The 18,205-nt window shown below is 66.0% G+C and carries 21 protein-coding genes; 16 read left to right on the forward strand and 5 right to left on the reverse strand.

Features of this window, described 5'->3' with window-relative positions; genetic code table 11:
• Positions 1 to 108: 108 nt before the first annotated feature.
• Entirely contained in the window at positions 109 to 450 is a 342-nt protein-coding gene (locus KO481_RS36955; protein WP_215923191.1) for a hypothetical protein, read from the reverse strand.
• 281 nt (positions 451 to 731) lie between these two features.
• On the opposite strand from KO481_RS36955, the gene KO481_RS36960 reads away from it, so the two are divergent.
• From KO481_RS36960 to KO481_RS36995, 8 genes are all read left to right on the forward strand, one after another.
• Entirely contained in the window at positions 732 to 1,622 is an 891-nt protein-coding gene (locus KO481_RS36960) for a helix-turn-helix domain-containing protein (RefSeq protein ID WP_215923192.1), read from the forward strand.
• Complete coding sequence (locus KO481_RS36965; RefSeq protein WP_215923193.1) at positions 1,619 to 1,822, forward strand: DUF397 domain-containing protein; 204 nt, start codon at positions 1,619 to 1,621, stop codon at positions 1,820 to 1,822. The genes KO481_RS36960 and KO481_RS36965 overlap by 4 nt, the downstream gene beginning before the upstream one ends.
• Before the next feature lie 219 nt (positions 1,823 to 2,041).
• Positions 2,042 to 2,557, forward strand: coding sequence for a DUF3558 domain-containing protein (locus tag KO481_RS44950; protein WP_215923194.1), 516 nt, complete (start codon positions 2,042 to 2,044; stop codon positions 2,555 to 2,557).
• 44 nt (positions 2,558 to 2,601) lie between these two features.
• Entirely contained in the window at positions 2,602 to 2,844 is a 243-nt protein-coding gene (locus tag KO481_RS36975; protein ID WP_215923195.1) for a DUF397 domain-containing protein, read from the forward strand.
• 187 nt (positions 2,845 to 3,031) lie between these two features.
• Complete coding sequence (locus KO481_RS36980; protein WP_215923196.1) at positions 3,032 to 3,547, forward strand: DUF3558 domain-containing protein; 516 nt, start codon at positions 3,032 to 3,034, stop codon at positions 3,545 to 3,547.
• Between the two features lie 46 nt (positions 3,548 to 3,593).
• The gene (locus KO481_RS36985) at positions 3,594 to 3,971 is read left to right on the forward strand and encodes a hypothetical protein (protein ID WP_215923197.1); all 378 of its coding nucleotides are present in this window, start codon (positions 3,594 to 3,596) and stop codon (positions 3,969 to 3,971) included.
• A gap of 19 nt (positions 3,972 to 3,990) precedes the next feature.
• Positions 3,991 to 5,295, forward strand: a complete 1,305-nt coding sequence (locus tag KO481_RS36990) for a PPE domain-containing protein (RefSeq protein ID WP_215923198.1) — start codon at positions 3,991 to 3,993, stop codon at positions 5,293 to 5,295.
• The gene (locus KO481_RS36995; protein ID WP_281066268.1) at positions 5,282 to 6,055 is read left to right on the forward strand and encodes an ESX secretion-associated protein EspG; all 774 of its coding nucleotides are present in this window, start codon (positions 5,282 to 5,284) and stop codon (positions 6,053 to 6,055) included. Before KO481_RS36990 ends, KO481_RS36995 begins: the two co-directional genes overlap by 14 nt.
• A gap of 196 nt (positions 6,056 to 6,251) precedes the next feature.
• On the opposite strand, the gene KO481_RS37000 is transcribed toward KO481_RS36995, so the two are convergent.
• Positions 6,252 to 7,085, reverse strand: a complete 834-nt coding sequence (locus tag KO481_RS37000) for an alpha/beta fold hydrolase (protein ID WP_245402071.1) — start codon at positions 7,083 to 7,085, stop codon at positions 6,252 to 6,254.
• A 164-nt stretch (positions 7,086 to 7,249) separates the two neighbouring features.
• Between KO481_RS37000 and casI the strand changes: the two genes are divergently transcribed.
• The 3 genes from casI (at position 7,250) to KO481_RS37010 (ending at position 10,667) form a co-directional block, all read left to right on the forward strand.
• Positions 7,250 to 8,908 carry a steroid-22-oyl-CoA synthetase gene (casI, locus tag KO481_RS37005; RefSeq protein WP_215923200.1) on the forward strand — a complete coding sequence of 553 codons (1,659 nt, stop codon included), beginning with the start codon at positions 7,250 to 7,252 and terminating at the stop codon, positions 8,906 to 8,908.
• Positions 8,909 to 9,171: 263 nt separating this feature from the next.
• Positions 9,172 to 9,615 (forward strand): AMP-binding protein, encoded by a 444-nt coding sequence (locus tag KO481_RS43650; RefSeq protein WP_245402072.1) that lies wholly within the window; start codon positions 9,172 to 9,174, stop codon positions 9,613 to 9,615.
• Positions 9,573 to 10,667 (forward strand): class I adenylate-forming enzyme family protein, encoded by a 1,095-nt coding sequence (locus tag KO481_RS37010; RefSeq protein ID WP_308166929.1) that lies wholly within the window; start codon positions 9,573 to 9,575, stop codon positions 10,665 to 10,667. Before KO481_RS43650 ends, KO481_RS37010 begins: the two co-directional genes overlap by 43 nt.
• Before the next feature lie 6 nt (positions 10,668 to 10,673).
• On the opposite strand, the gene KO481_RS37015 is transcribed toward KO481_RS37010, so the two are convergent.
• The 3 genes from KO481_RS37015 to KO481_RS37025 form a co-directional block, all read right to left on the reverse strand.
• Complete coding sequence (locus KO481_RS37015) at positions 10,674 to 11,477, reverse strand: acyl-CoA thioesterase domain-containing protein (RefSeq protein WP_215923201.1); 804 nt, start codon at positions 11,475 to 11,477, stop codon at positions 10,674 to 10,676.
• 128 nt (positions 11,478 to 11,605) lie between these two features.
• Positions 11,606 to 11,854, reverse strand: a complete 249-nt coding sequence (locus KO481_RS37020; protein WP_215923202.1) for a hypothetical protein — start codon at positions 11,852 to 11,854, stop codon at positions 11,606 to 11,608.
• A 273-nt stretch (positions 11,855 to 12,127) separates the two neighbouring features.
• On the reverse strand, positions 12,128 to 12,454 hold the full coding sequence (locus tag KO481_RS37025) for an ArsR/SmtB family transcription factor (RefSeq protein WP_215923203.1): 327 nt from the start codon (positions 12,452 to 12,454) through the stop codon (positions 12,128 to 12,130).
• A 90-nt stretch (positions 12,455 to 12,544) separates the two neighbouring features.
• On the opposite strand from KO481_RS37025, the gene KO481_RS37030 reads away from it, so the two are divergent.
• From KO481_RS37030 to KO481_RS37050, 5 genes are all read left to right on the forward strand, one after another.
• Positions 12,545 to 13,753 carry an MFS transporter gene (locus KO481_RS37030; RefSeq protein ID WP_215923204.1) on the forward strand — a complete coding sequence of 403 codons (1,209 nt, stop codon included), beginning with the start codon at positions 12,545 to 12,547 and terminating at the stop codon, positions 13,751 to 13,753.
• A 254-nt stretch (positions 13,754 to 14,007) separates the two neighbouring features.
• A complete protein-coding gene (locus KO481_RS37035; protein ID WP_215923205.1) occupies positions 14,008 to 15,450 on the forward strand; it encodes a pentapeptide repeat-containing protein in 1,443 nt (480 codons plus the stop codon).
• Between the two features lie 131 nt (positions 15,451 to 15,581).
• Positions 15,582 to 16,478 carry a TauD/TfdA dioxygenase family protein gene (locus tag KO481_RS37040; RefSeq protein ID WP_215923206.1) on the forward strand — a complete coding sequence of 299 codons (897 nt, stop codon included), beginning with the start codon at positions 15,582 to 15,584 and terminating at the stop codon, positions 16,476 to 16,478.
• A complete protein-coding gene (locus KO481_RS37045; RefSeq protein WP_215923207.1) occupies positions 16,475 to 17,374 on the forward strand; it encodes an ABC transporter permease in 900 nt (299 codons plus the stop codon). Before KO481_RS37040 ends, KO481_RS37045 begins: the two co-directional genes overlap by 4 nt.
• 67 nt (positions 17,375 to 17,441) lie before the next feature.
• Complete coding sequence (locus KO481_RS37050) at positions 17,442 to 18,167, forward strand: ABC transporter ATP-binding protein (RefSeq protein WP_215923208.1); 726 nt, start codon at positions 17,442 to 17,444, stop codon at positions 18,165 to 18,167.
• Positions 18,168 to 18,205: the final 38 nt, after the last annotated feature.

The raw sequence follows: 18,205 nt of genomic DNA on the forward strand, positions 1-18,205 counted from the left end.
CTGCTTCCCGTCCTCCCCGGCGTCTCCCGGATCAGACTGCCCTCAGCTACAGCGATCATGCTGCGACACAGCCCTCAGCTACAGCGATCATGCTGCGACACAATCACTTCAAAGGCCTCTCACCTCCGAACCGGAAAACAGCGCCTCGTGGCGCACGACGGTGTAGACGTACTGGTAGCCGAGGGTGAGGGCATGGCGGTGAAGCGCGGCGGTGTGGCGGGTTACGTGTACGCCGGAGAGGTCTGTGCGTAGATATCCGAGCGCTTTTGGTCGGCGGGTGGTGGCGTTGGCGATCGCTGTCCCGTTGTTCGGCGCCGGGGTGTGGGTGCGTCTTCCCCGGGTTACTGGAATATCCGTAAAGGAATGCGCCACTCGGTCATTCGATCGATAATCGCGCGGGAGGGCGATGGTGAATGGCTCCTTGTCAAGGGTTGCTGAATCCTCTAGCATGGCGCTCGACTCCGAAAGTAATTGTGACAGTGCGGTATTGGGAACGTCCGACGGCCCGGGGAGGGCCCGCTCAGTGGATCCGAGCGGCGGTGAGCGGGATGGTGGTCGACCCGGCCGCCGGGCGCATTCCTATGACACTCCGGTGTCTCGCGCTCCGCAACGTTCAACTGTTCTGGTTTACGAGAAATTTGTCGTCGTTTCCGTTGACGACAAAACCGTGTTCGAGATGAATCGCTCCTGAACAAACGAATTACTACGTAACGAGCCCGAGGAGGCCCGAGATGGCATCCACTACCACCGATTGCAACGTCGCCCGCCGCATGCTCGGCCTGACCTTGGAGACCATGCGCAGCAAACAGGGCATCAGCAGAGAGACGGCCGCCACGGCCATCTCGATCGCCCGATCCACCCTGTGGAAGCTGGAGACCGGGCAGAACGTGCGGCTGAATCCGGTGCTGCTCAAGCATCTGTGCGAGCTGTACGAAGCCGACCCGCAGGAGATCCAGGTTGTGCTGGAGTTGATCAAGGAGACCGCTTCGAAGGGGTGGTGGCAGGCGTTCGATGCCGATGCGATCCCGAAGGAGTTCGGGTTGTTCCTGAGTCTGGAGGATGCAGCAGAGCGAATCTTGTCGTACCAGACCACCTTTCTTCCGGGGTTGCTGCACACCGTCGACTATCGGCGGGAGCTGATCTGGACCGAGTTCCCGAACAAGCCGCCGGATGAGGTCGAGAGGATGTTGGAACTGGGTATGAAGCGCCAAGATCGGCTGACCAGCCAGGCCGGCCCCTTGAGCATGAAGGTGCTGATCGACGAGTCGGCGCTGCGGAGAGTCACGGGTGGTACAGCCCTGATGGAGGATCAGCTGCTCCACCTGGCCGATGTCTGCGACCTGCCCACCTTGTCGATTCGCGTAGTCCCGCACTCCGTCGGAACCTATTGGGGCCTCATGGTCGGTACATTCGTGACCTTGGAGTTCCCCTTGCGCCCGAAGATCGAGCTGACGATGCCACCGGTCGTCTACGTTCAAGGCTTCCTCGGCGACCTGTATCTGGAACAGTCAACCGAGATTCGGCAGTATCGTCAGGTGTGGGCCGACACCGAACGGTTGGCGCTGGATGAGGCGAAGTCTCGCGATCTCATCTTGAACATTGCAAAGGAGTTCCGCGCGTGAATGTTGATCTGACTCAAGCCCGTTGGTTCAAGAGCAGCCGCAGCACGGGATCCAAGGATTGCGTCGAGGTGGCCTTCCTCGATAAGGGGGCGGTGGGAGTCCGCGACAGCAAGAACCCGACCGGTCCGGCATTGGTATTCGCCCCGAGCGAGTGGGATGCCTTCACAGCCACTGCTTGCACCGGCAAGCTCGACGGCTAGCTGGAGGAACCGCATCTACAGTCGACCGGGTTGCCCTGCTTCGGCTTTCGAGGCAGGGCAACCGTCTGGTTTGAGGCCGACCCTGTCGCCCGGGTGCGCCCGATTCGCTGCTGCTTCTCCGCAGGTCAGCGGTGGAAACGTGCAAGTCGCAACTAGAGGTCGAGGTTGGGGCTGAAGTTGCTAAGGTGAAACCAACTTTTCTCGACGATCGGGGGTTGTATGCGTGCGCTCGCAGTAGTCGCCGGTGCGTGTGTGGTACTTGCGGTGGCTGGATGCGGTAACGGGGGCCAGTCGGGAACTTCGACGACAGCCGCCCGCACACTCACTCCTGACCAGCTCTGGAATCCGTGCAGTCTGCCCGACGCCGCTGTGGCGGCGACCGGGGTCAAGGCCGACACGAAAGACACGAATCCATTTGGCTCCGCACACACCGGCTGGAAAGGGTGTAATTGGAATAATGATACCTACTACCTCTCGGTCTTTGCGAACAACCATACAATGGACCAGGTTCGGTCCAGTACAAGTTTCCATAACATCCACGATGTAGACGTTCCTGGACGGAAGGCTGTTAGCTATACAGAGGGTTCCAACAACAGTTGTGGCGTGGACTTTGCAACCTCGCAAGGGGTTGTGGAGGTAATAGTAAGGCCCTCGCCCGGCACTCCGTCTACTGGCCATTATTGCGCTACCGCACTTAATACCGCGCATTCGTTGAATAGCTTGATTCCGAAATAGACGACACGGTACTGAGGGGTATGCCGATGGCTGACTCTGGTGATATGAAGCAGCAGTTTGCAACCTTGGCGGATGGCGCTGGATCTGGACAGCTGATCATCGAGGATGGCGTAGCCGATAAGTGTCGGAGCTCGGCAATGAAGGACTGCGTCGAGGTGACCTTCCTCGAGGAGGGCTTGGTGGGGGTGCGAGACAGCAAGAACCCGACTGGCCCGGCGCTCGTGTTCGCCCCAAACGAGTGGGATGCGTTCACAGCCGCCGTTGGCACCGGCAAGCTCGGTAGTTAGCGCCCGTACTTCCAGCTGATCGGTGGTCCTGGCTCGGTTGCGACGTGTGCTGGCTCTCGAGTCGCCCGACTCACGTCTGTTGAGCTGCAGGTCAGCGGCGGAAACGTACAAGTCGCAACGAGAGGTCGAGGTGGGGGGCCGAAGTTGCTAAGGTGAGACCAACTTTTTCTCGATGATCGGGGGTTGTATGCGTGCGCTCGCAGTAGTGGCCGGTGCGTGTGTGGTACTGGCGGTGGCTGGATGCGGCAAGTCCACGGAGTCGGGCACGCCACAGGCATCGGCCCAGACGCTCACCCCTGATCAACTGTGGGATCCATGCAGTTTGCCTGATTCCGCCGTGGCGGCCACCGGGGTCAAGGCCGACACCAAGAATACGAATCCACTCGGCAGCAAGTCGACCGGTTGGAAAGCGTGCAGCTGGAACAATGACACATATTTTCTGGATGTCGATTCAACCACGCATACCATCGATGAGGCTCGGTCGAATGACAAATTCAAAAACGTCCATGACGTAGATGTCCCGGGGCGTAAGGCGTTCAGCTACACCGAGGGTAGCTGGGGTAGCTGCGGTGTGGACTTTCAGACGTCTAAAGGTCTTGTCGAACTGATTGTCAGACAATCGGTGGGCTCCCCGTCTGCTGGTGATGTTTGCGCTATCGCGCTCAGTACCACGAATTCGCTGAATAATCTGATTCCGAAGTAGATATAAAGGAACATGAAAAGATCAATAAATGGTTGACTCTGTCGATATGAAACAGCAGTTCGCAACCTTGGCGGATGGCGCAGGATCGGGGCAGCTGATCATCGAAGATGGTGTAGCTGATAAATGCATACAGCACTGTCAGAACCATCTCGTGGACCTGAAGGCTCTGATAGACCGGGCTCAGCTCTTGGTTCACGTCGATGCGTTCGGCGATCTCAATTCCGCTAAATATCTCGCCAACAAGTTCGACACGCTGGGCAGTGGTGAGGCTGGATCCGGATCCTTTGGAGACGCCGTCAGTCAACGCATTGCCGTTATTCAACAAATGGAAGAAATGTTCAAAAAAGCGCGAGATGCATTCAAGAACTCGGATGAGGCCACGAAAGACAAGATCCGACAAGCTATGAAAAATCTCGATGCATAGATAATCGAAGGGGGGACCAATGGGTTTCGGAGACTTCATCAGTAGCCTCACAGGCCTGTTTGATCCTAGCGTAAGTCCCACTCAGAGTGCGACGAATGCGGGAACGCAGGGGCAGCAAGATCGGGCAACTGCTCAAACACAGGGCGCCACACTCGCCCAGAATTTCCACGGCGACTACCTGCCGGAGGGCGTGGCGGCGATGATGGAGAGCTTCGACACGATGTCGCACGATCGGATCATTCAATATCGCGACAAGGTTGTTCCCAACGATATGAATGAGAGCGCGGGACGGTGGAAAACGCTCGCTGACGACACGCACACCAAGGCCACTCTATTTCAGGGCGCCATTGAGGGGCTTATCAACAACGGCTGGTCCGGTGCCTCGGCCGAATCGGCGAAGGCAAATGTGCGCAAGTATGTCGACGACGTGGACACGCTCAAAAACGCGGCGGCCATCGTAGCTACCAAGATCAGCGATGCGGCGGCGACCTTGACCCAGGTCAAAGCTCAGATACCGGATAAGCCGCAGAATCGCGCGACTTCCGTTCTGGGAATCGTGACCGATGTGGTAACGGGTGTAACAGGGAATCCAACGAGCCTCATAGGTTCGGTAATGGCCGATCACGGCCGCAGGGACAATGCCCAGAATGCCGCCCGGGACGTAATGAACAATGTATATAAAAAGTATCTCCCCGAATCGGACCAAAATGTTCCGAAAATGCCGGGAGTAACCACGGCGGATAATACATCCCACACCGGTGCGTCCGGCCCCGTCGGCCCCTCGTCCAGCTACGGCCCGTCGTCCAATTCGAACGCGCACAGCTACGGCCCCTCGACGAGCAACAGCCCGACCGGCGCGTCCGGCCCCTCGAGTCCCTCGTCCAGCACCAGTAGCTCGACTTCCCCGTCGAGCCTGAATCTCCCCGACGCCAAGACCGGAACCTCGTCGAATCTGTCCGGGTTGAGCTCGAGCATGTCAGGCACGAACACCTCGACCGCCGGGTACAGCCCGTCGGGTGTCGGCACCGCGGGCACCACCGGCACCGGTGGTCTCAACTCCTCGACCGGCGGCTTGGGCAGCAGCGTTCCCGGCACCACCGGGACCACGACGACCACGGCCGCGAACGCAACCACCGCGGCAGGCAAAACCACCTCCGGCATGCCGAGCGGAATGATGGGTGGCGCCGGTCAGAAGGGCAAAGGCGAGGGGGATGGCGAACACAAGACGCCGGAGTGGCTCAAGGGCATTCAGGAGGAACTCGTGGGCCCCGAGCCGAAACTCCTTCCCGGCGGCGTGATCGGCGGCGATTATGCCGACAGCTAGCGCGTGGAAGCTCACCCAGGTCGAATTCTATTGTGCCTGGCGGGCTGTGGGCCGCGACCGCATGCCGTTCCCGCTCGAGTTCCGTAGCGACATCGAGGTCGGGTCCGACTTCGACCGCGAATGTGCCATCGCCGCACGCAGAGTCGCGGAACTGGCGCACGCCGATCCCGGCATCTATCAGGCTCTCGAAGTCCTTGCGCAGCCCCGAGTCCGGGTGGAGATGCTGGGTTATCGCCGCGACGGACGTGACCGTATGGTCCGCATGCACGCCGGAATCGCCGACGGCGCAGGCGCATTGCTGGTCCAGGAACCGGGCGCCGCCACCGATCTCGAGGCGGCGGGCGACATCCGGGTCTACCTGCACGGCCCCGGCGGTGTGGTCAAACGCATGGTCTCTCTCCTGCCGGACGTCCCGCCCGGCACCGCCCCCGGCGTCTCGATCAACCGCCTGGACCTGGCCCCGCAGGAGACCTGGAGCGCCGGCGAAACCCGTAGCCCCCGTGAACAAGCCATGCGCTTCTTCCGCCAGCCCTACCGCACCTACCTGGAAATCAAGGTCGACCTCGGCCCGGCCCTGGATGGCTGGCAGGAGGGCGGCGACTACCTCCGGGTCGTCGATTTCGACAAGACCGGCCGCTACCTCCTGACCCTGGGCGACCGCGTGGAGGCCACCGCCCTCACCGCCGACAAACTCCAGGCGACCATCCAACACCGCATCGACCGCGCCCTGGAACGGGACCGCACCGCCCCCTGGCGCTGACGTCATCGAATCCCCATCACACCCGAACGGCCTGTGCCAGGCAGGCCGGCTCGGGTCGAACGCCGACCGCTGGCGGTCTCGGTCGAGCCGGCGGGCGGTTCGCCCACGCCGACGACCACGCCGATCGCGGGAGTTCCACTCGCCTGAAATCGATTGGCGGCAAACCCTTCTCGACGAGGGGCGCCCGCCGGGATCATCAACGCTCGGACGCGGCCGCAACCTCCCGCGCGGCGGCGGCGATGGCGCGGAAGTCCTTGCGCACGATGCCGGTGTGGTTGCTCGCGACCTTCGCGCTCATTCGGACATTGGGGTTGCGGGCGAGGATCGGATCCAGGGTGGCGCGCATCGCCGCATGCCCCTCTTCGGTGGCGCCCTGCGCGCCGCCGGAGCCCACGACGAACCGCATGGGGAAGGTGACCAGGTCGAAGACAGGATCGCTGGCTGCCACGATCTCGTTGAGTTCGATGTTGACCTCGGCGGCCTGCTCATGGTTCATGCGCGCGGCGAGACCGAGCATGCCGGCGATCGCCATCGGTACGCGCATCGTGCGGAACAGCCGCCGGATCTCCGCCTTCCCGGCCTCCCGGTCGCCGTTGTCGACGGTCGCGAGGTAGTCCCACGGATAGCCGCCGTCGACCATGACCACGCCGGCGATCCGATCCGGGTTCCTTGTGGCCCAATGCACTGCGAGCGCGGCACCGTACGACCAGCCGACCAGCAGTGGGCGCTGCACACCGCGCGCGCCGGCCACGGCGTCGATATCCCGGAGGCAGGCCTCGAACGAGTAGTCCGCCGACTTCCCGGACTTGCCGCGGGCGCGCTCGTCGAAGGTGATGTGCCGGTAACCCGGGCCGAGTTCGGCGATGACCGGCTTCCAGCTCCGGTGGGTCGCGTAGGAGCCGTTCAGGTAGATCACCGGGCGGCCGGGGCCGCCGGAGTCGCTGACCGCCAGCGCGGTGTCGTCGACGGCGACCATGCCGCTCCAGGCCGAGTTGTTGGCGTTGTCGAGGTTCTTGGCTGCGTTGTTCATGGGAGTACGGTCGCGGGCTCGCCTGATACCGGCCTGACATCGGCCTGATGGCACCGCTGATACGGGCGCGGGAGCCCCGGACCCGCATCGTTCCGGTCGAGCGCCGGCCCGCTGAGCGGAACCGATCGCGGCGGCGAACGGCGGTGGCTGAATAGGATCGGCCGATGACCGACCTGCTCCGTGCCGATATCGCGACGATGCTGCTGGATCGCGTGGGGGACGATCACCCCGGGTTGCGGACCCGGACCGCCGATTGGACGTGGGACGAGGTAGTGCGCGAGTCGGCCGCGCGGGCCGCGCTGGCGCGAGAGTTGCGGCGGGAGGGGCCCTTTCATATCGGGGTTCTGCTGGACAACGTGCCGGACTTCGTATTCTGGCTCGGTGCGGCGGCGCTGGCGGGCGCCACCGTGGCAGGTATCAATCCGACTCGGGGAAATGCCCAGCTGGAGAACGATATTCGCTATGTGGACTGTCAACTGATCCTGACCGATTCGGCGGGGATGGTGCGGCTGCGGGAGCTGGATCTCGGGCTGAGCCCGGATCGTTTCCTGCTGGTCGACGATCCGGCCTATGCCGCGATGGTCGATAAGCACCGGGGCGCGGAGCCGGAGGCGGTGGGTGGCCCGGAGTCGCTGATGCTGCTGCTGTTCACGTCGGGAACGACCGGAACGTCCAAGGCGGTCAAGTGCAGTCAGCAGCGGCTGGCGACCACCGCGTACGCGGCCGCGACGAAGTTCGGGCATGTGCGCGAGGACGTGGATTACTGCTGCATGCCGCTGTTCCACGGCAATGCGATCATGGCGCTCTGGGCGCCCGCGCTGACGGTCGGCGCGACGGTCTGCCTGACGCCGAAATTCTCCGCCTCGCAATTCCTTCCGGACGTCCGCTACTTCGGCGCCAGCTTCTTCACCTACGTCGGCAAGGCCATCGGATATCTACTGGCCACCCCGGAAACGCCGGTGGACCTGGACAATCCGCTGGTGCGGGGCTTCGGCACGGAGGCGTCGGTGACCGACCAGGAGGAGTTCAGCCGGCGGTTCGGCGCGCGACTGTACGAGGGGTACGGGTCCAGCGAGGGGCCGAGCCTGGCCGCCCTGGACCGGAGCGCGCCACCGGCAGCGCTGGGCCGTCCGGCCCATCCGGGGGTGGCGATCGTCGACCCGGCGACCCTGAGCGAGTGCGCCCGGGCCGAACTCGACGAGTACGGCCGGGTACTCAATCCCGATGCGGCGATCGGCGAAATGGTCGACAAGCGAGGCGCTTTGGCGTTCGAGGGCTACTACAAGAACGATGCCGCCGATGCGGACCGCATCCACAACGGCTGGTACTGGACCGGGGACCTCGGTTACGTCGACACCGACGGATACCTGTATTTCGCGGGCCGGCGGGGAGATTGGATCCGCGTGGACGGCGAGAACACCTCGGCCCTACTGATCCAGCGGGTGCTCGGGCGCCACCCCCGGGTGATCGCCGCGGCGGTCTATGCCGTGCCCGACCCGCGCTCGGGCGATCAGGTGATGGCGGCCATCGAGGTCGCCGATCCGGCCGCCTTCGACGCCGTTGAATTCGCCGAATTCCTCACCGCCCAGGATGATCTCGGCACCAAGGGCGCGCCCCGGCTGCTCCGGGTGTCCGCCGATCTACCGGTGACGGGCTCCAACAAGATTCTGAAGCGCGAGCTGCAGGCCGAGACCTGGCACACCGGCGAGGCGGTCTACCGGTGGGTCGGGCGCGGGACGCCGGAGTACCGGTTGATGACCGCCAAGGATCGGGCTGAGCTGGATTCCGAGTTCGCCGCGTTCGGGCGTCAGCGACTGCTCTGAGTCCGAGCGGACATCGCGGCGCCCTGGTTTCCTTCGGGCCCGGTGTCGACCCACCGCGTTCGGCCATCGTCGGATGCTCCGAGTTCCGGCGCGCGGGCAGTGACCACGTCACCCGAGCCGGCCGGGCCTGGGCCGACGTCATGGCGTCAGCGGCGCCGGATGGTATCCGCGCGTTTCTTCGGGCCGGTATCGTGCAGGGTTCTCGGGCCGGACGGGCGTTGCACGTCCCTCGGCGCGGCGTCAGCGGGAGTGAGGCGATCGTGATGACCGACAGCGAGGTGACCGGGCATGCGATCCGCCCGGGTGGATTCGCGAGCGCGCCCGAGGAGTACGGCGACCTGTCGATCAGCGAAATCGTCAGGGAATGGGCGCGGCAGCTCCCCGGAGAACCCGCCTTCGTCACCGCCGGCCGGACGACGACCTGGCGCGAATACGACGACTCGGCCGAGGCCATCGCGGCGGAACTGCGCGAGGGCGCCGGCGCGCGCGTGGCGCTGGTGGTGCCCGATACGGCGATCGTGCATGCCGCGCTGTGCGGGTGCTACCGCGCGGGGCGGATCGCGACGGCGATCGGCGTCCGGTCGGGAGCCCGGGAGATCGCACACATCATGGGCCGTGCGGGGGCCCGGACGCTGATCACCGTGGCCTCGATCCGGGGGCGGTCGTGGCGCGAACGCCATTCGCCACCTCGGACATCACGATCCTGAACTCGACCTCGGGTACCACCGGCCTGCCGAAGGTGGTCACGCACAACGAACGGCGGTGGATCGAGTTCGCGCGCGAGGCCATGGTGGGCGGCGGGATCGGCCCGGGCGACGTGCTGTGCTCGATCGTGCCCGCCCCGTTCGGATTCGGCCTCTGGTCCGCGCACTTCCTGCCCGCACTGCTCGGCATCCCGGTCGCGGTGACGGCGCGGTTCGACGCCGAGGAGACCGCGATGCTGATCGAGCGCGAGCGGGTCAGCGTACTGTGCTGCGTCAGTACGCAATTCAAGATGCTGCTGCGTTCGGACGCGGCGCGCGAACGCGATCTGTCGAGCCTGCGGGTGCTGTACACCGGGGGTGAACCCGTGCCCTATCGCGACGCATTGGAATTCGAACAGCGCACGGGGGCAAAGGTTCTCCAGTTCTACGGATCCAACGAGTCGGGCGCGGTGAGCCGGACCACCGTCGACGACGATGTCGAGACCCGGCTGCGCACGTGCGGGTACCTGCTGGAATCGATGAACGTCCGCATCCTCGACGAGTCCGGCGCCGACTGCACCGGACCGATCCGCCGCGGGCGCCCCGCCGTTCGCGGTCCGCTCGTGTCCGCGGGCTACTGGGACGATCCCGCCGCGAATGCCGAGCTGTACACCGGCGACGGCTGGATGCTGCTGGGCGACATCGTCGAGGTCGACGAGGCGGGCCGGGTCCGAGTCGTCGGGCGCACGGCGGATTTCGTCATCCGGGGCGGGAAGAACATCTCGATCGTGGAGATCGAGAACCTGGTGCGCGGGCACGCCGGCGTCACCGATGTCGCCGTGGTGGGTGTGCCCGATCCGGTCTTCGGCGAACGCGTCTGCGCGGTGGTGGTGCTCGCGGCGGACGCGCATCTGGATACGGAATCGCTTGCGGAGTGGCTGAAATCCGGGGGAGTGAGCGCGGAATACCTGCCCGAGTACGTCGTTGCGGTCGACCACCTGGAGATCGGACCCGGTGGAAAGACCGATCGCCGGGCCGCGCGCGAGGCCGCCGCCGCTGCCCTCGGCCTCGCCTGATCGGTCCTACCGAATCGGCGGCACCTTCATCCCCTGGGAGAAGTCGATCTGGGCGGCGGAATTACCCAGGGCGGTGACCATGCCGGTGCCGATCGGCCCGCTCGAGTCGAATATCGTTGCGGTGCCCACGGATACGCCGTTCGCGGTCAGATGGCTCTGGGCGTGCAGGCCGATGCGATCCCCGACCGGCAGGCGATCCAGCGCCACGGTGAGATCCCCGTTGATGTAGCCGACGCCCTCGGAGCCGAAATTGGTCACCAGGCTGGTGGATTCCGCGGCGATGACGGCCTCGACGAACGGTCTGCGCTCCTCGCCCTCCACCGCGCCCAGCGGCACCGTCCACAGGCTCTTGCGCCCGGGGTTCTGGTGGTCGCTGATGTCGGTCGACCAGTCGTGGTCGCTGCGGTACCACCAGTTCAGGCCGGCGTCGGCGGGCGGATCGAACGGGTGCTCCGAGTGCCACTCCTGCCCGTGCGGGGCGTCGGTCGCCCGCAGCTGGACCAGGCGGGCCTGGGCGACCTCGGTGTCGCCCTGCCGCAGGCTGGCCTGGGAGATGTGAATGCGCCCGCCCTCGCGGATCACCTCGGTGTGCACCTCGAGCGGTTGCCCCTTCGCCGCCTTGAACAGGTCGATCGTGAAGCGCACCGGAATGAAGCCGGCCCGGCCGTGGTCGCGGTCGAGCGTGCGCGCCGCGGCGCCGCAGACCGCCGGTCCGCTGAGCATGTCGGCTCCCCAGCGGCCGAACGCCCACCGCGTCGGCAGGTACCGTCCGGCGTCGTCGACCGTGAACATGGAGGGCATATCTGTCATACGCCCATACTGACGCACCGACAATACGGTGTAAAACCGGCCGTCCCGCCGTGGGTGCTCACCCCGCCGACCGACCTCATCCCCGGATGGCCGCGCGCGAGGCGGCCGTCCGGGAGCGATGAGGCGAATTACTGTGCGCCCGCCTGGATTCCGGCGTTCACCTCGTTGATCGCCTGCTGGACCAGGTTCATGGCGTTGACGCGGTGGCCCGCCTTGTCGGGGCTCGCCTGCTGCAGCTCGGTCTGGGCGGCCTGCAGGTCGCCGCGGGCGCTGACCATGTGGGGCTGGAAGGCGAAGGCCACGCCGGCGCCCGCTCCCGTGAAGACGACGGCGCCCACGACGGCGGCAATGGTCAAGCGCAGCTTCGAAATTCGCATGGTGGATCCCTCCGGTTGGTGCGTGAAACAACGCGGTGAGGGTAACCGGATCTCGCGGCTCGCCGCGACTGCCCGCGGAGCCGGAAAACCGGCTCTGACATGCTGATATATCGGAAACTGCGAGGTGGCTATCTTCAGTCGATCCTCAGTGAAGACTGCCCGCCCCGTTCCAGCCGACCACGACACCGCGCTCGCTGATTCGTGACGTAGTGGAGGCCGCGGTCGTCACCGCGGAGTCGGGCAGGGCGAACTGAAGACGTATCCGGGCGCCGCTCACTCCTCGTGTGCCCGGTTGGCGGCGGTGATCACCGAATCCAGCAGCCCCGGCAGTGCCTCGTCGACCTCGGTGCGGCGCAGCCGCGCGTAGACCTGTCCGTCATCGACGATGCGCTCGGTCACCCCGGCCTCGCGGAGGGTTTTCAGGTGATGCGTCGCAGTCGACTTGTTGATCGTGTCGTAGAGGGTGCCGCAGCGCTGCGGCGCGCCCGCGTTGGCCAGGCGGCGCACCATCTCCAGGCGCACGGGGTCCTGCAGTGCGGCCAGCACATCCTGCACCGAGCCCACGGGGTGCGATTCCACGGTCATCTTGGTTCCGGTCATGATCTACCCCACTGTGGGTTTGACGGGAATCAAACCCTAGTTACGGTCGTTGAGTTCGATCACAATCAAACTTACCTGATGGAGTGAACGATGGCAGTGAGTACGGCGGTGGTCGAAGCCCCTGCGCACCGGGCCACCCAACCCTGGGCCTACGCCCTGATCCTGCTGGCGAGCGGCGTAGCGCTGGGCGTATCCGGTGCGCCCGCGCCGCTGTACGGGCTGTACCAGCGGCAGTGGCACTTCTCACCGTTCACGACCACGATCGTCTTCGCCGTCTACGCCGTCGCCGCGCTGGCCGCGGTGCTGGTGTCGGGGCGGATCTCCGATGTGGTGGGACGTAAACCCGTGCTGCTGGGCGCCTTCGCGACGATGATCGTGGGCCTGGTGGTCTTCCTCTTCGCGGACAACGTCGCGATGCTGCTGCTGGCGCGGGCGCTGCACGGCCTGGCGGTGGGATCCACCGTCGTCGCTGGCGCCGCGGCGTTGCTGGACCTGAAGCCCAAGCACGGCGCGCGCACCGGACAGCTCAGCGGCGTGGCATTCAATGTCGGTATGGCCGTGGCGATTCTGGGCTCGGCGCTGCTGGCGCAGTACGTGCCGCATCCGCTGCGGACGCCGTATCTGGTGATCACGATCCTGTGCCTGGCGATCGGCGTCGGCGTGCTGGCCATGCGCGAACCGCACACCGCACGTGCGACGGGCCCCATCACGATCGCCAAACCGGCCGTGCCGCAGGAGATCCGGGGTGACTTCTGGTTCTCGGCACTGGGCGTGATGGCGGCGTGGTCGGTGCTGGGCGTGCTGTTGTCGCTGTACCCCTCGCTGGCCGCGGCCAAGACCGGCGTGCACAACCTCGTCTTCGGGGGCGCCGTCGTCGCGGCAACCGCCACCGCCGGTGCGCTGGCCCAGCTGTTCGCCACCGGAATTCCGGCCCGGCGCGCGGCCATCGCCGGTGATCTCGGCATGGCGGTGGCGCTGCTGCTGACCATTCCGGCGCTGGCGACCCACAACTGGGTGCTGGTGCTGCTGGCCGGTGTGGTGCTCGGCGCGACCTTCGGCCTGGGCTTCGGCGGCTCGCTGCGGCACCTGGCCAGCGTTGTGCCGCAACACAAGCGCGGCGAGACGATGTCGGCGTACTACCTGCTGGCCTACGGTGCGATGGCGCTGCCGACCGTGCTCGCGGGGTGGGCGGCGACCGAGTGGGGGATGGCCACGATTTTCCCCTGGTTCGTCATCGCGGTCGCCCTGGCCTGCGTGGGCGCGGCCGTCATCGGCCTGCGGGGTCGCGCGGCGGATTGATCCTCGTCGTCCCGGTATGCCTCCGGCCGGGATCTGCGCTCGCACAGCGGGTGTGGATCCCGGCCGGAAGCATGCCTGGACGACGGTCCGCAAGCATGCCGGGATGACGGCATGGAGGTGTGTGAGGAGTTTCTGTGCGCTGCACGACAACAGGAAGCGTGCGGTAGCGCCTGCCGAGGGGTGCGGAAGCGTGCCGGCTGTTCTGTGCGATGAGTGTCGCTGCGGTGGTGCCGATTTGGGGCTACCATGCCGCTATGTTTCGGAGGGGGCGGTTCGGCGAGCGGCTGACCCGCCGGGCGCAGCGATCGGCGCTGCTGCTGGCTGTGGTGTTCGCGGTGGTCGGCGGCCTGGCCATCGCGGGTATCGCCTGGTGGGTGCTGTGGCTGGCGTTGGGGGCCAGGGTGCAACCGCCGAATCAGCTGGACCTGACCAAGATCGCACTGTCGATCTCGGCGGGGGTGGGCGGCGCGGTCGCCCTGGTCGTCGCGTATCGGCGGCAGCGCGACAACGAGCGCGGGCGGTTCACCGAGCAGTTCGGCGCGGCGGCCAAGCAACTCGGCGATCCGGACGTGGCGGTGCGCATCGCCGGCGTGTATGCGATGGCGGGGGTGGCCGACGAATTCGGTTCCGCGAGCCGGCGCCAGCAGTGCGTCGATGTGCTGTGCGGATACCTCCGGCTGCCGTACGAACCCGAGGCGGGCGCCAATCATCTGGTGTCCAGGTCCGAGACCGTCGAGGTCGACGGCCGTAAGCAGGAGCTGAAATATCAACTGCGGCAGAATGATCGGCAGGTCCGTCGCGCCATCGTCGATGTGATCGTCGCGCACGTGCGGCCTACGGCCGAGGTGTCGTGGTCGATGTGCAACTTCGACTTCTCCGATGCGGTGCTGGAGGATTCGGACTTCCGGCGGGCGATCTTCGCGGGGGAGCGCACCTATTTCGCTCGTGCGGTCTTCACCGGCAACCGTGCCACGACCTTCGAGTTCGCCAGGTTCACCGGGCAGTATATTTCGTTCCGCAGCTGCGAATTCCGCGGCGCGACCACGTTGTTCCGGGATGCGGAGTTCGCGCCGATCGAGCAGGCCAAGAGCGAGATTCCCGGATCCGGGGTCCGATTCGACGGCGCGGTGTTCGACTCCCGCACCGGCTTCGAGCGCGCGGTCTTCCGCGGGGTGAAGGTGACGTTCGAGGAGACGGCCTTCACCGGGGAGCGGACCTCGTTCGCCGACACGAAGTTTCTCACCGAGACCACCGCATTCGACGGCGCGGAATTCGACGGTTCCGCAGTGCGCTTCGACGGCGCCGAATTCGACAGTGCGCGAATCTCGTTCGCCGGGGCCAAGTTCTATGCCGCGCGAGTGATTTTCGACGGCGCCCGGTTCGGCGCGCGTACGCGCTGGCGGCGCAGCGCCACCATCGGCACCGATCTCTCCGGCGCGGAATACCACGGCGCGGTCTCCTTCGCCGACGTGCACTTCGAGGGCCGCGCCACCGACTTCTCCGGTGGCGACTTCTTCGGCGAGATCAGCTTCCGCCGCACCAAATTCGCCGCCCAACAGACCCACTTCGACCAGCCCAAGGCGTGGGTGGGCGTGCGCGTCGACTGGGATATCGATCCGAAGTACAAACCGGCGCAGATCACTCCCGAGATCTGGCCCCCGGCCCCGGCGGGTCCGCCCGCGGAGCCCGCGGCCTGAGCCTGCCGGCTCGGGTACCGGGTCCGCGCGGCTCAAAATCCCGGCGAGTTAAAGGAGTTACCCGATCGCTGGGCGTCCGTACCGTCGAAATCCGAATTACGCAGTACGCGATGCCCTTCGGAGGTTCCACCATGCCTGTGTCTGCCCGTAAACTGACGAGCCGGATCGGCGCGGTCATCGAGAATTTCGATTTCGAGCGTGAGCCCAGCGCGGATGACATCGCGGAGCTGCGAGAAGCCCTGAACGTGCACAAGGCGATCGTGTTCGACGGCGTGCACCTCGACGACGCGGGCCAGCAGCGGGTGGCGTCCTGGTTCGGGGAGCTGACCGCCGCGCACCCCACCCTGCCGGCCGTGCAGGACGCCGCCCGGGTGCTGCCGGTCGACAGCGAGACCTCGAAATCCAACCAGTGGCATACCGACGTCACCTTCGTCGCCAACCCGCCGCAGCTCACGACGCTGCGCAGCATCGTGGTGCCGCCGTACGGCGGCGAGACGCTGATCGCGAACGCCGGCGCCGCGTACCGGGATCTGCCCGCCTCGCTGCGCGACCTCGCGGACTCCCTGCGCGCGGTGCACACCAATGATTACGACTACGTCCGCCCGTCCGCCGCGAGTGCGGCGCGGCAGGAACACGACCGGATCTTCGTCTCGACCGTCTACGAGGCCGAGCATCCCGTCGTTCGGGTACATCCGCTGACCGGGGAGCGGGGGCTGTTCATCGGCGGCTTCGCCCAGCGGATCGTCGGGCTCTCGGCCAGCGAATCCAGGGATCTGCTGCGGACGTTCCAGAAGTACGTGACCCGTCCGGAGAACGTGGTCCGGTGGTCGTGGTCGCCGAATCAGCTGGTGATCTTCGACAATCGGATCACCCAGCACTACGCGATCGACAACTACGACCACCATCCGCGCCGGCTCAACCGGGTAACCGTCGCCGGGGAACTGCCCGCGGGCGTCGACGGCACCCGCAGCCGCCAGCTGGTCGGCGATTCGTCGCACTACTCACCTGTCCTCGAGGCCGCGGCATGACACGCGCGGGTGTGGCGCCACCCGTCATCGGCGGGTTCGTGAGTGCGCCGGACGTCGCGCCACCGGAACCGGCGCGCGAGGTTTTCGTGGCAGACGGTGCCCGGGCGGGCAACCGGTTCGCGCGGCTGCGTCGCCGCATCACCTGGCCGCTGGGGATCTACACGACACCTGTGCTGATCCTGGTGCTCTGGGAGATCCTCTCCGAGACCGGAATCCTGGGTGCGGCCTACGCGCCCGCGCCGACCGCGATCGTGCGGTCGGCGGTCGAGCTGTGGCAGCAGGGCGTGCTCGGTCCCGATCTGGCGATCTCCTTGCGCCGGGCGGCGACCGGCCTCGCCATCGGCCTCACGGCCGGCATCGTGACGGGCATCGCCGGGGGACTGTTGCGCAGCGGCGAATACCTGTTCAACGGGGTGGTGAGCATCTTCAACACCATCCCGATCCTCGCGGTGCTCCCGATCATGATCGTGTGGTTCGGCATCGACGAGCTGCCCAAGGTATTGATCATCGGGTTCGGCGCGTTCGTCCCGATGTATCTGAACCTCTTCTCCGCGATACGCGGCGTCGACCAGCGGCTCATCGAGATGGCGCGGACCACGGGCGCGGGGACCTGGCGACTGGTCAGCCGGGTGCTGGTGCCGGGGGCCTTGCCGGGATTCCTTGTCGGCCTGCGGTTTTCCCTGGCCTACAGCGTGCTGGGGCTGGTTGCCGCGGAGACCGTCAATGCGAACAAGGGTCTTGGTTTCCTGATCACGCAGGGGCAGACCTATCTGCAGACCAATCAGGTGTTCGTCGGGCTGGTGATCTACTCGATCCTCGGGCTGCTCGCCGATCAGTTCGTCCGGATCCTGGAGCGGGTCGTGCTGCGTTGGCGACCCGGTTACGAGGCATCGTGAACGGGGCGAAGCGGCGCGAGCGAAGGTGCCGGGCTGTGGGTGCGACGGAACCGAGCGAGGTGGAGTCGTGACCAGCGTACTCGAGCCGAGGTTGCGGGCCGGGGTGCTCGTGGATCAGGTGGTCCGGCGGTTCGGTGACCGCACCGTTCTGGATCATCTCGATCTGTGCATCGAGGCGGAGGAACTCGTGGTGCTGCTCGGCCCGTCGGGCTGCGGCAAGAGCACCCTGCTGCGGCTGCTCGGGGGACTGGATCGGCCGGACGGCGGCGTCGTCGAGGTTCCGGCCAAGCGCGCCATCGTGTTTCAGGCCGATCGGCTACTTCCCTGGCAGCGGGTCGTGCGCAATGTGACCCTGGGCCTGCATGGGGCCGACGCCGACCGCCGCGCCCGCACGGCGTTGCGGGAGGTCGGGCTGGAAGGCCGCGAAAAGGCGTGGCCCAGAGAACTTTCCGGCGGCGAGGCGCAGCGCGTGGCCCTCGCCCGCGCGCTGGTCTCGGAACCCGATCTGGTGCTGCTCGACGAACCCTTCGCGGCGCTGGACGCCATCACCCGCCTGCGGATGCACGAGCTCGTCCGGGCCCTGCGGCACCGGCATCATGCCGCGATGCTGCTGGTCACCCACGATATCGACGAGGCGATCGCGCTGGCCGATCGCATCGTCGTCATGAGCGGCGGCCGGATCGGGGGTGCTCATTCGGTCGGACTCTCCGCCGCGGACCGGGAGGCGAGCATCGCCCGGGAGGAACTGCGGGCGGCGCTGCTCACCGAGCTCGGACTCGTTGCACGGCAATAACTCTCGGCAAGTGCAGCGACAACTTTCACATCAGCAAG

This window comes from Nocardia albiluteola, assembly GCF_018860155.1.
In the GTDB taxonomy this organism is placed as follows: Bacteria; Actinomycetota; Actinomycetes; order Mycobacteriales; family Mycobacteriaceae; genus Nocardia; species Nocardia albiluteola.

Excerpts from the sequence above, each read along its gene's own strand:
- KO481_RS36955 (WP_215923191.1), bottom strand. The coding sequence starts at position 450 with ATGCTAGAGGATTCAGCAACCCTTGACAAGGAGCCATTCACCATCGCC.
- KO481_RS36960 (WP_215923192.1), top strand. The coding sequence starts at position 732 with ATGGCATCCACTACCACCGATTGCAACGTCGCCCGCCGCATGCTCGGC.
- KO481_RS44950 (WP_215923194.1), top strand. The coding sequence starts at position 2,042 with ATGCGTGCGCTCGCAGTAGTCGCCGGTGCGTGTGTGGTACTTGCGGTG.
- KO481_RS36975 (WP_215923195.1), top strand. The coding sequence starts at position 2,602 with ATGAAGCAGCAGTTTGCAACCTTGGCGGATGGCGCTGGATCTGGACAG.
- KO481_RS36980 (WP_215923196.1), top strand. The coding sequence starts at position 3,032 with ATGCGTGCGCTCGCAGTAGTGGCCGGTGCGTGTGTGGTACTGGCGGTG.
- KO481_RS36985 (WP_215923197.1), top strand. The coding sequence starts at position 3,594 with ATGAAACAGCAGTTCGCAACCTTGGCGGATGGCGCAGGATCGGGGCAG.
- KO481_RS36990 (WP_215923198.1), top strand. The coding sequence starts at position 3,991 with ATGGGTTTCGGAGACTTCATCAGTAGCCTCACAGGCCTGTTTGATCCT.
- KO481_RS36995 (WP_281066268.1), top strand. The coding sequence starts at position 5,282 with ATGCCGACAGCTAGCGCGTGGAAGCTCACCCAGGTCGAATTCTATTGT.
- KO481_RS37000 (WP_245402071.1), bottom strand. The coding sequence starts at position 7,085 with ATGAACAACGCAGCCAAGAACCTCGACAACGCCAACAACTCGGCCTGG.
- casI (WP_215923200.1), top strand. The coding sequence starts at position 7,250 with ATGACCGACCTGCTCCGTGCCGATATCGCGACGATGCTGCTGGATCGC.
- KO481_RS43650 (WP_245402072.1), top strand. The coding sequence starts at position 9,172 with ATGACCGACAGCGAGGTGACCGGGCATGCGATCCGCCCGGGTGGATTC.
- KO481_RS37015 (WP_215923201.1), bottom strand. The coding sequence starts at position 11,477 with ATGACAGATATGCCCTCCATGTTCACGGTCGACGACGCCGGACGGTAC.
- KO481_RS37020 (WP_215923202.1), bottom strand. The coding sequence starts at position 11,854 with ATGCGAATTTCGAAGCTGCGCTTGACCATTGCCGCCGTCGTGGGCGCC.
- KO481_RS37025 (WP_215923203.1), bottom strand. The coding sequence starts at position 12,454 with ATGACCGGAACCAAGATGACCGTGGAATCGCACCCCGTGGGCTCGGTG.
- KO481_RS37030 (WP_215923204.1), top strand. The coding sequence starts at position 12,545 with ATGGCAGTGAGTACGGCGGTGGTCGAAGCCCCTGCGCACCGGGCCACC.
- KO481_RS37035 (WP_215923205.1), top strand. The coding sequence starts at position 14,008 with ATGTTTCGGAGGGGGCGGTTCGGCGAGCGGCTGACCCGCCGGGCGCAG.
- KO481_RS37040 (WP_215923206.1), top strand. The coding sequence starts at position 15,582 with ATGCCTGTGTCTGCCCGTAAACTGACGAGCCGGATCGGCGCGGTCATC.
- KO481_RS37045 (WP_215923207.1), top strand. The coding sequence starts at position 16,475 with ATGACACGCGCGGGTGTGGCGCCACCCGTCATCGGCGGGTTCGTGAGT.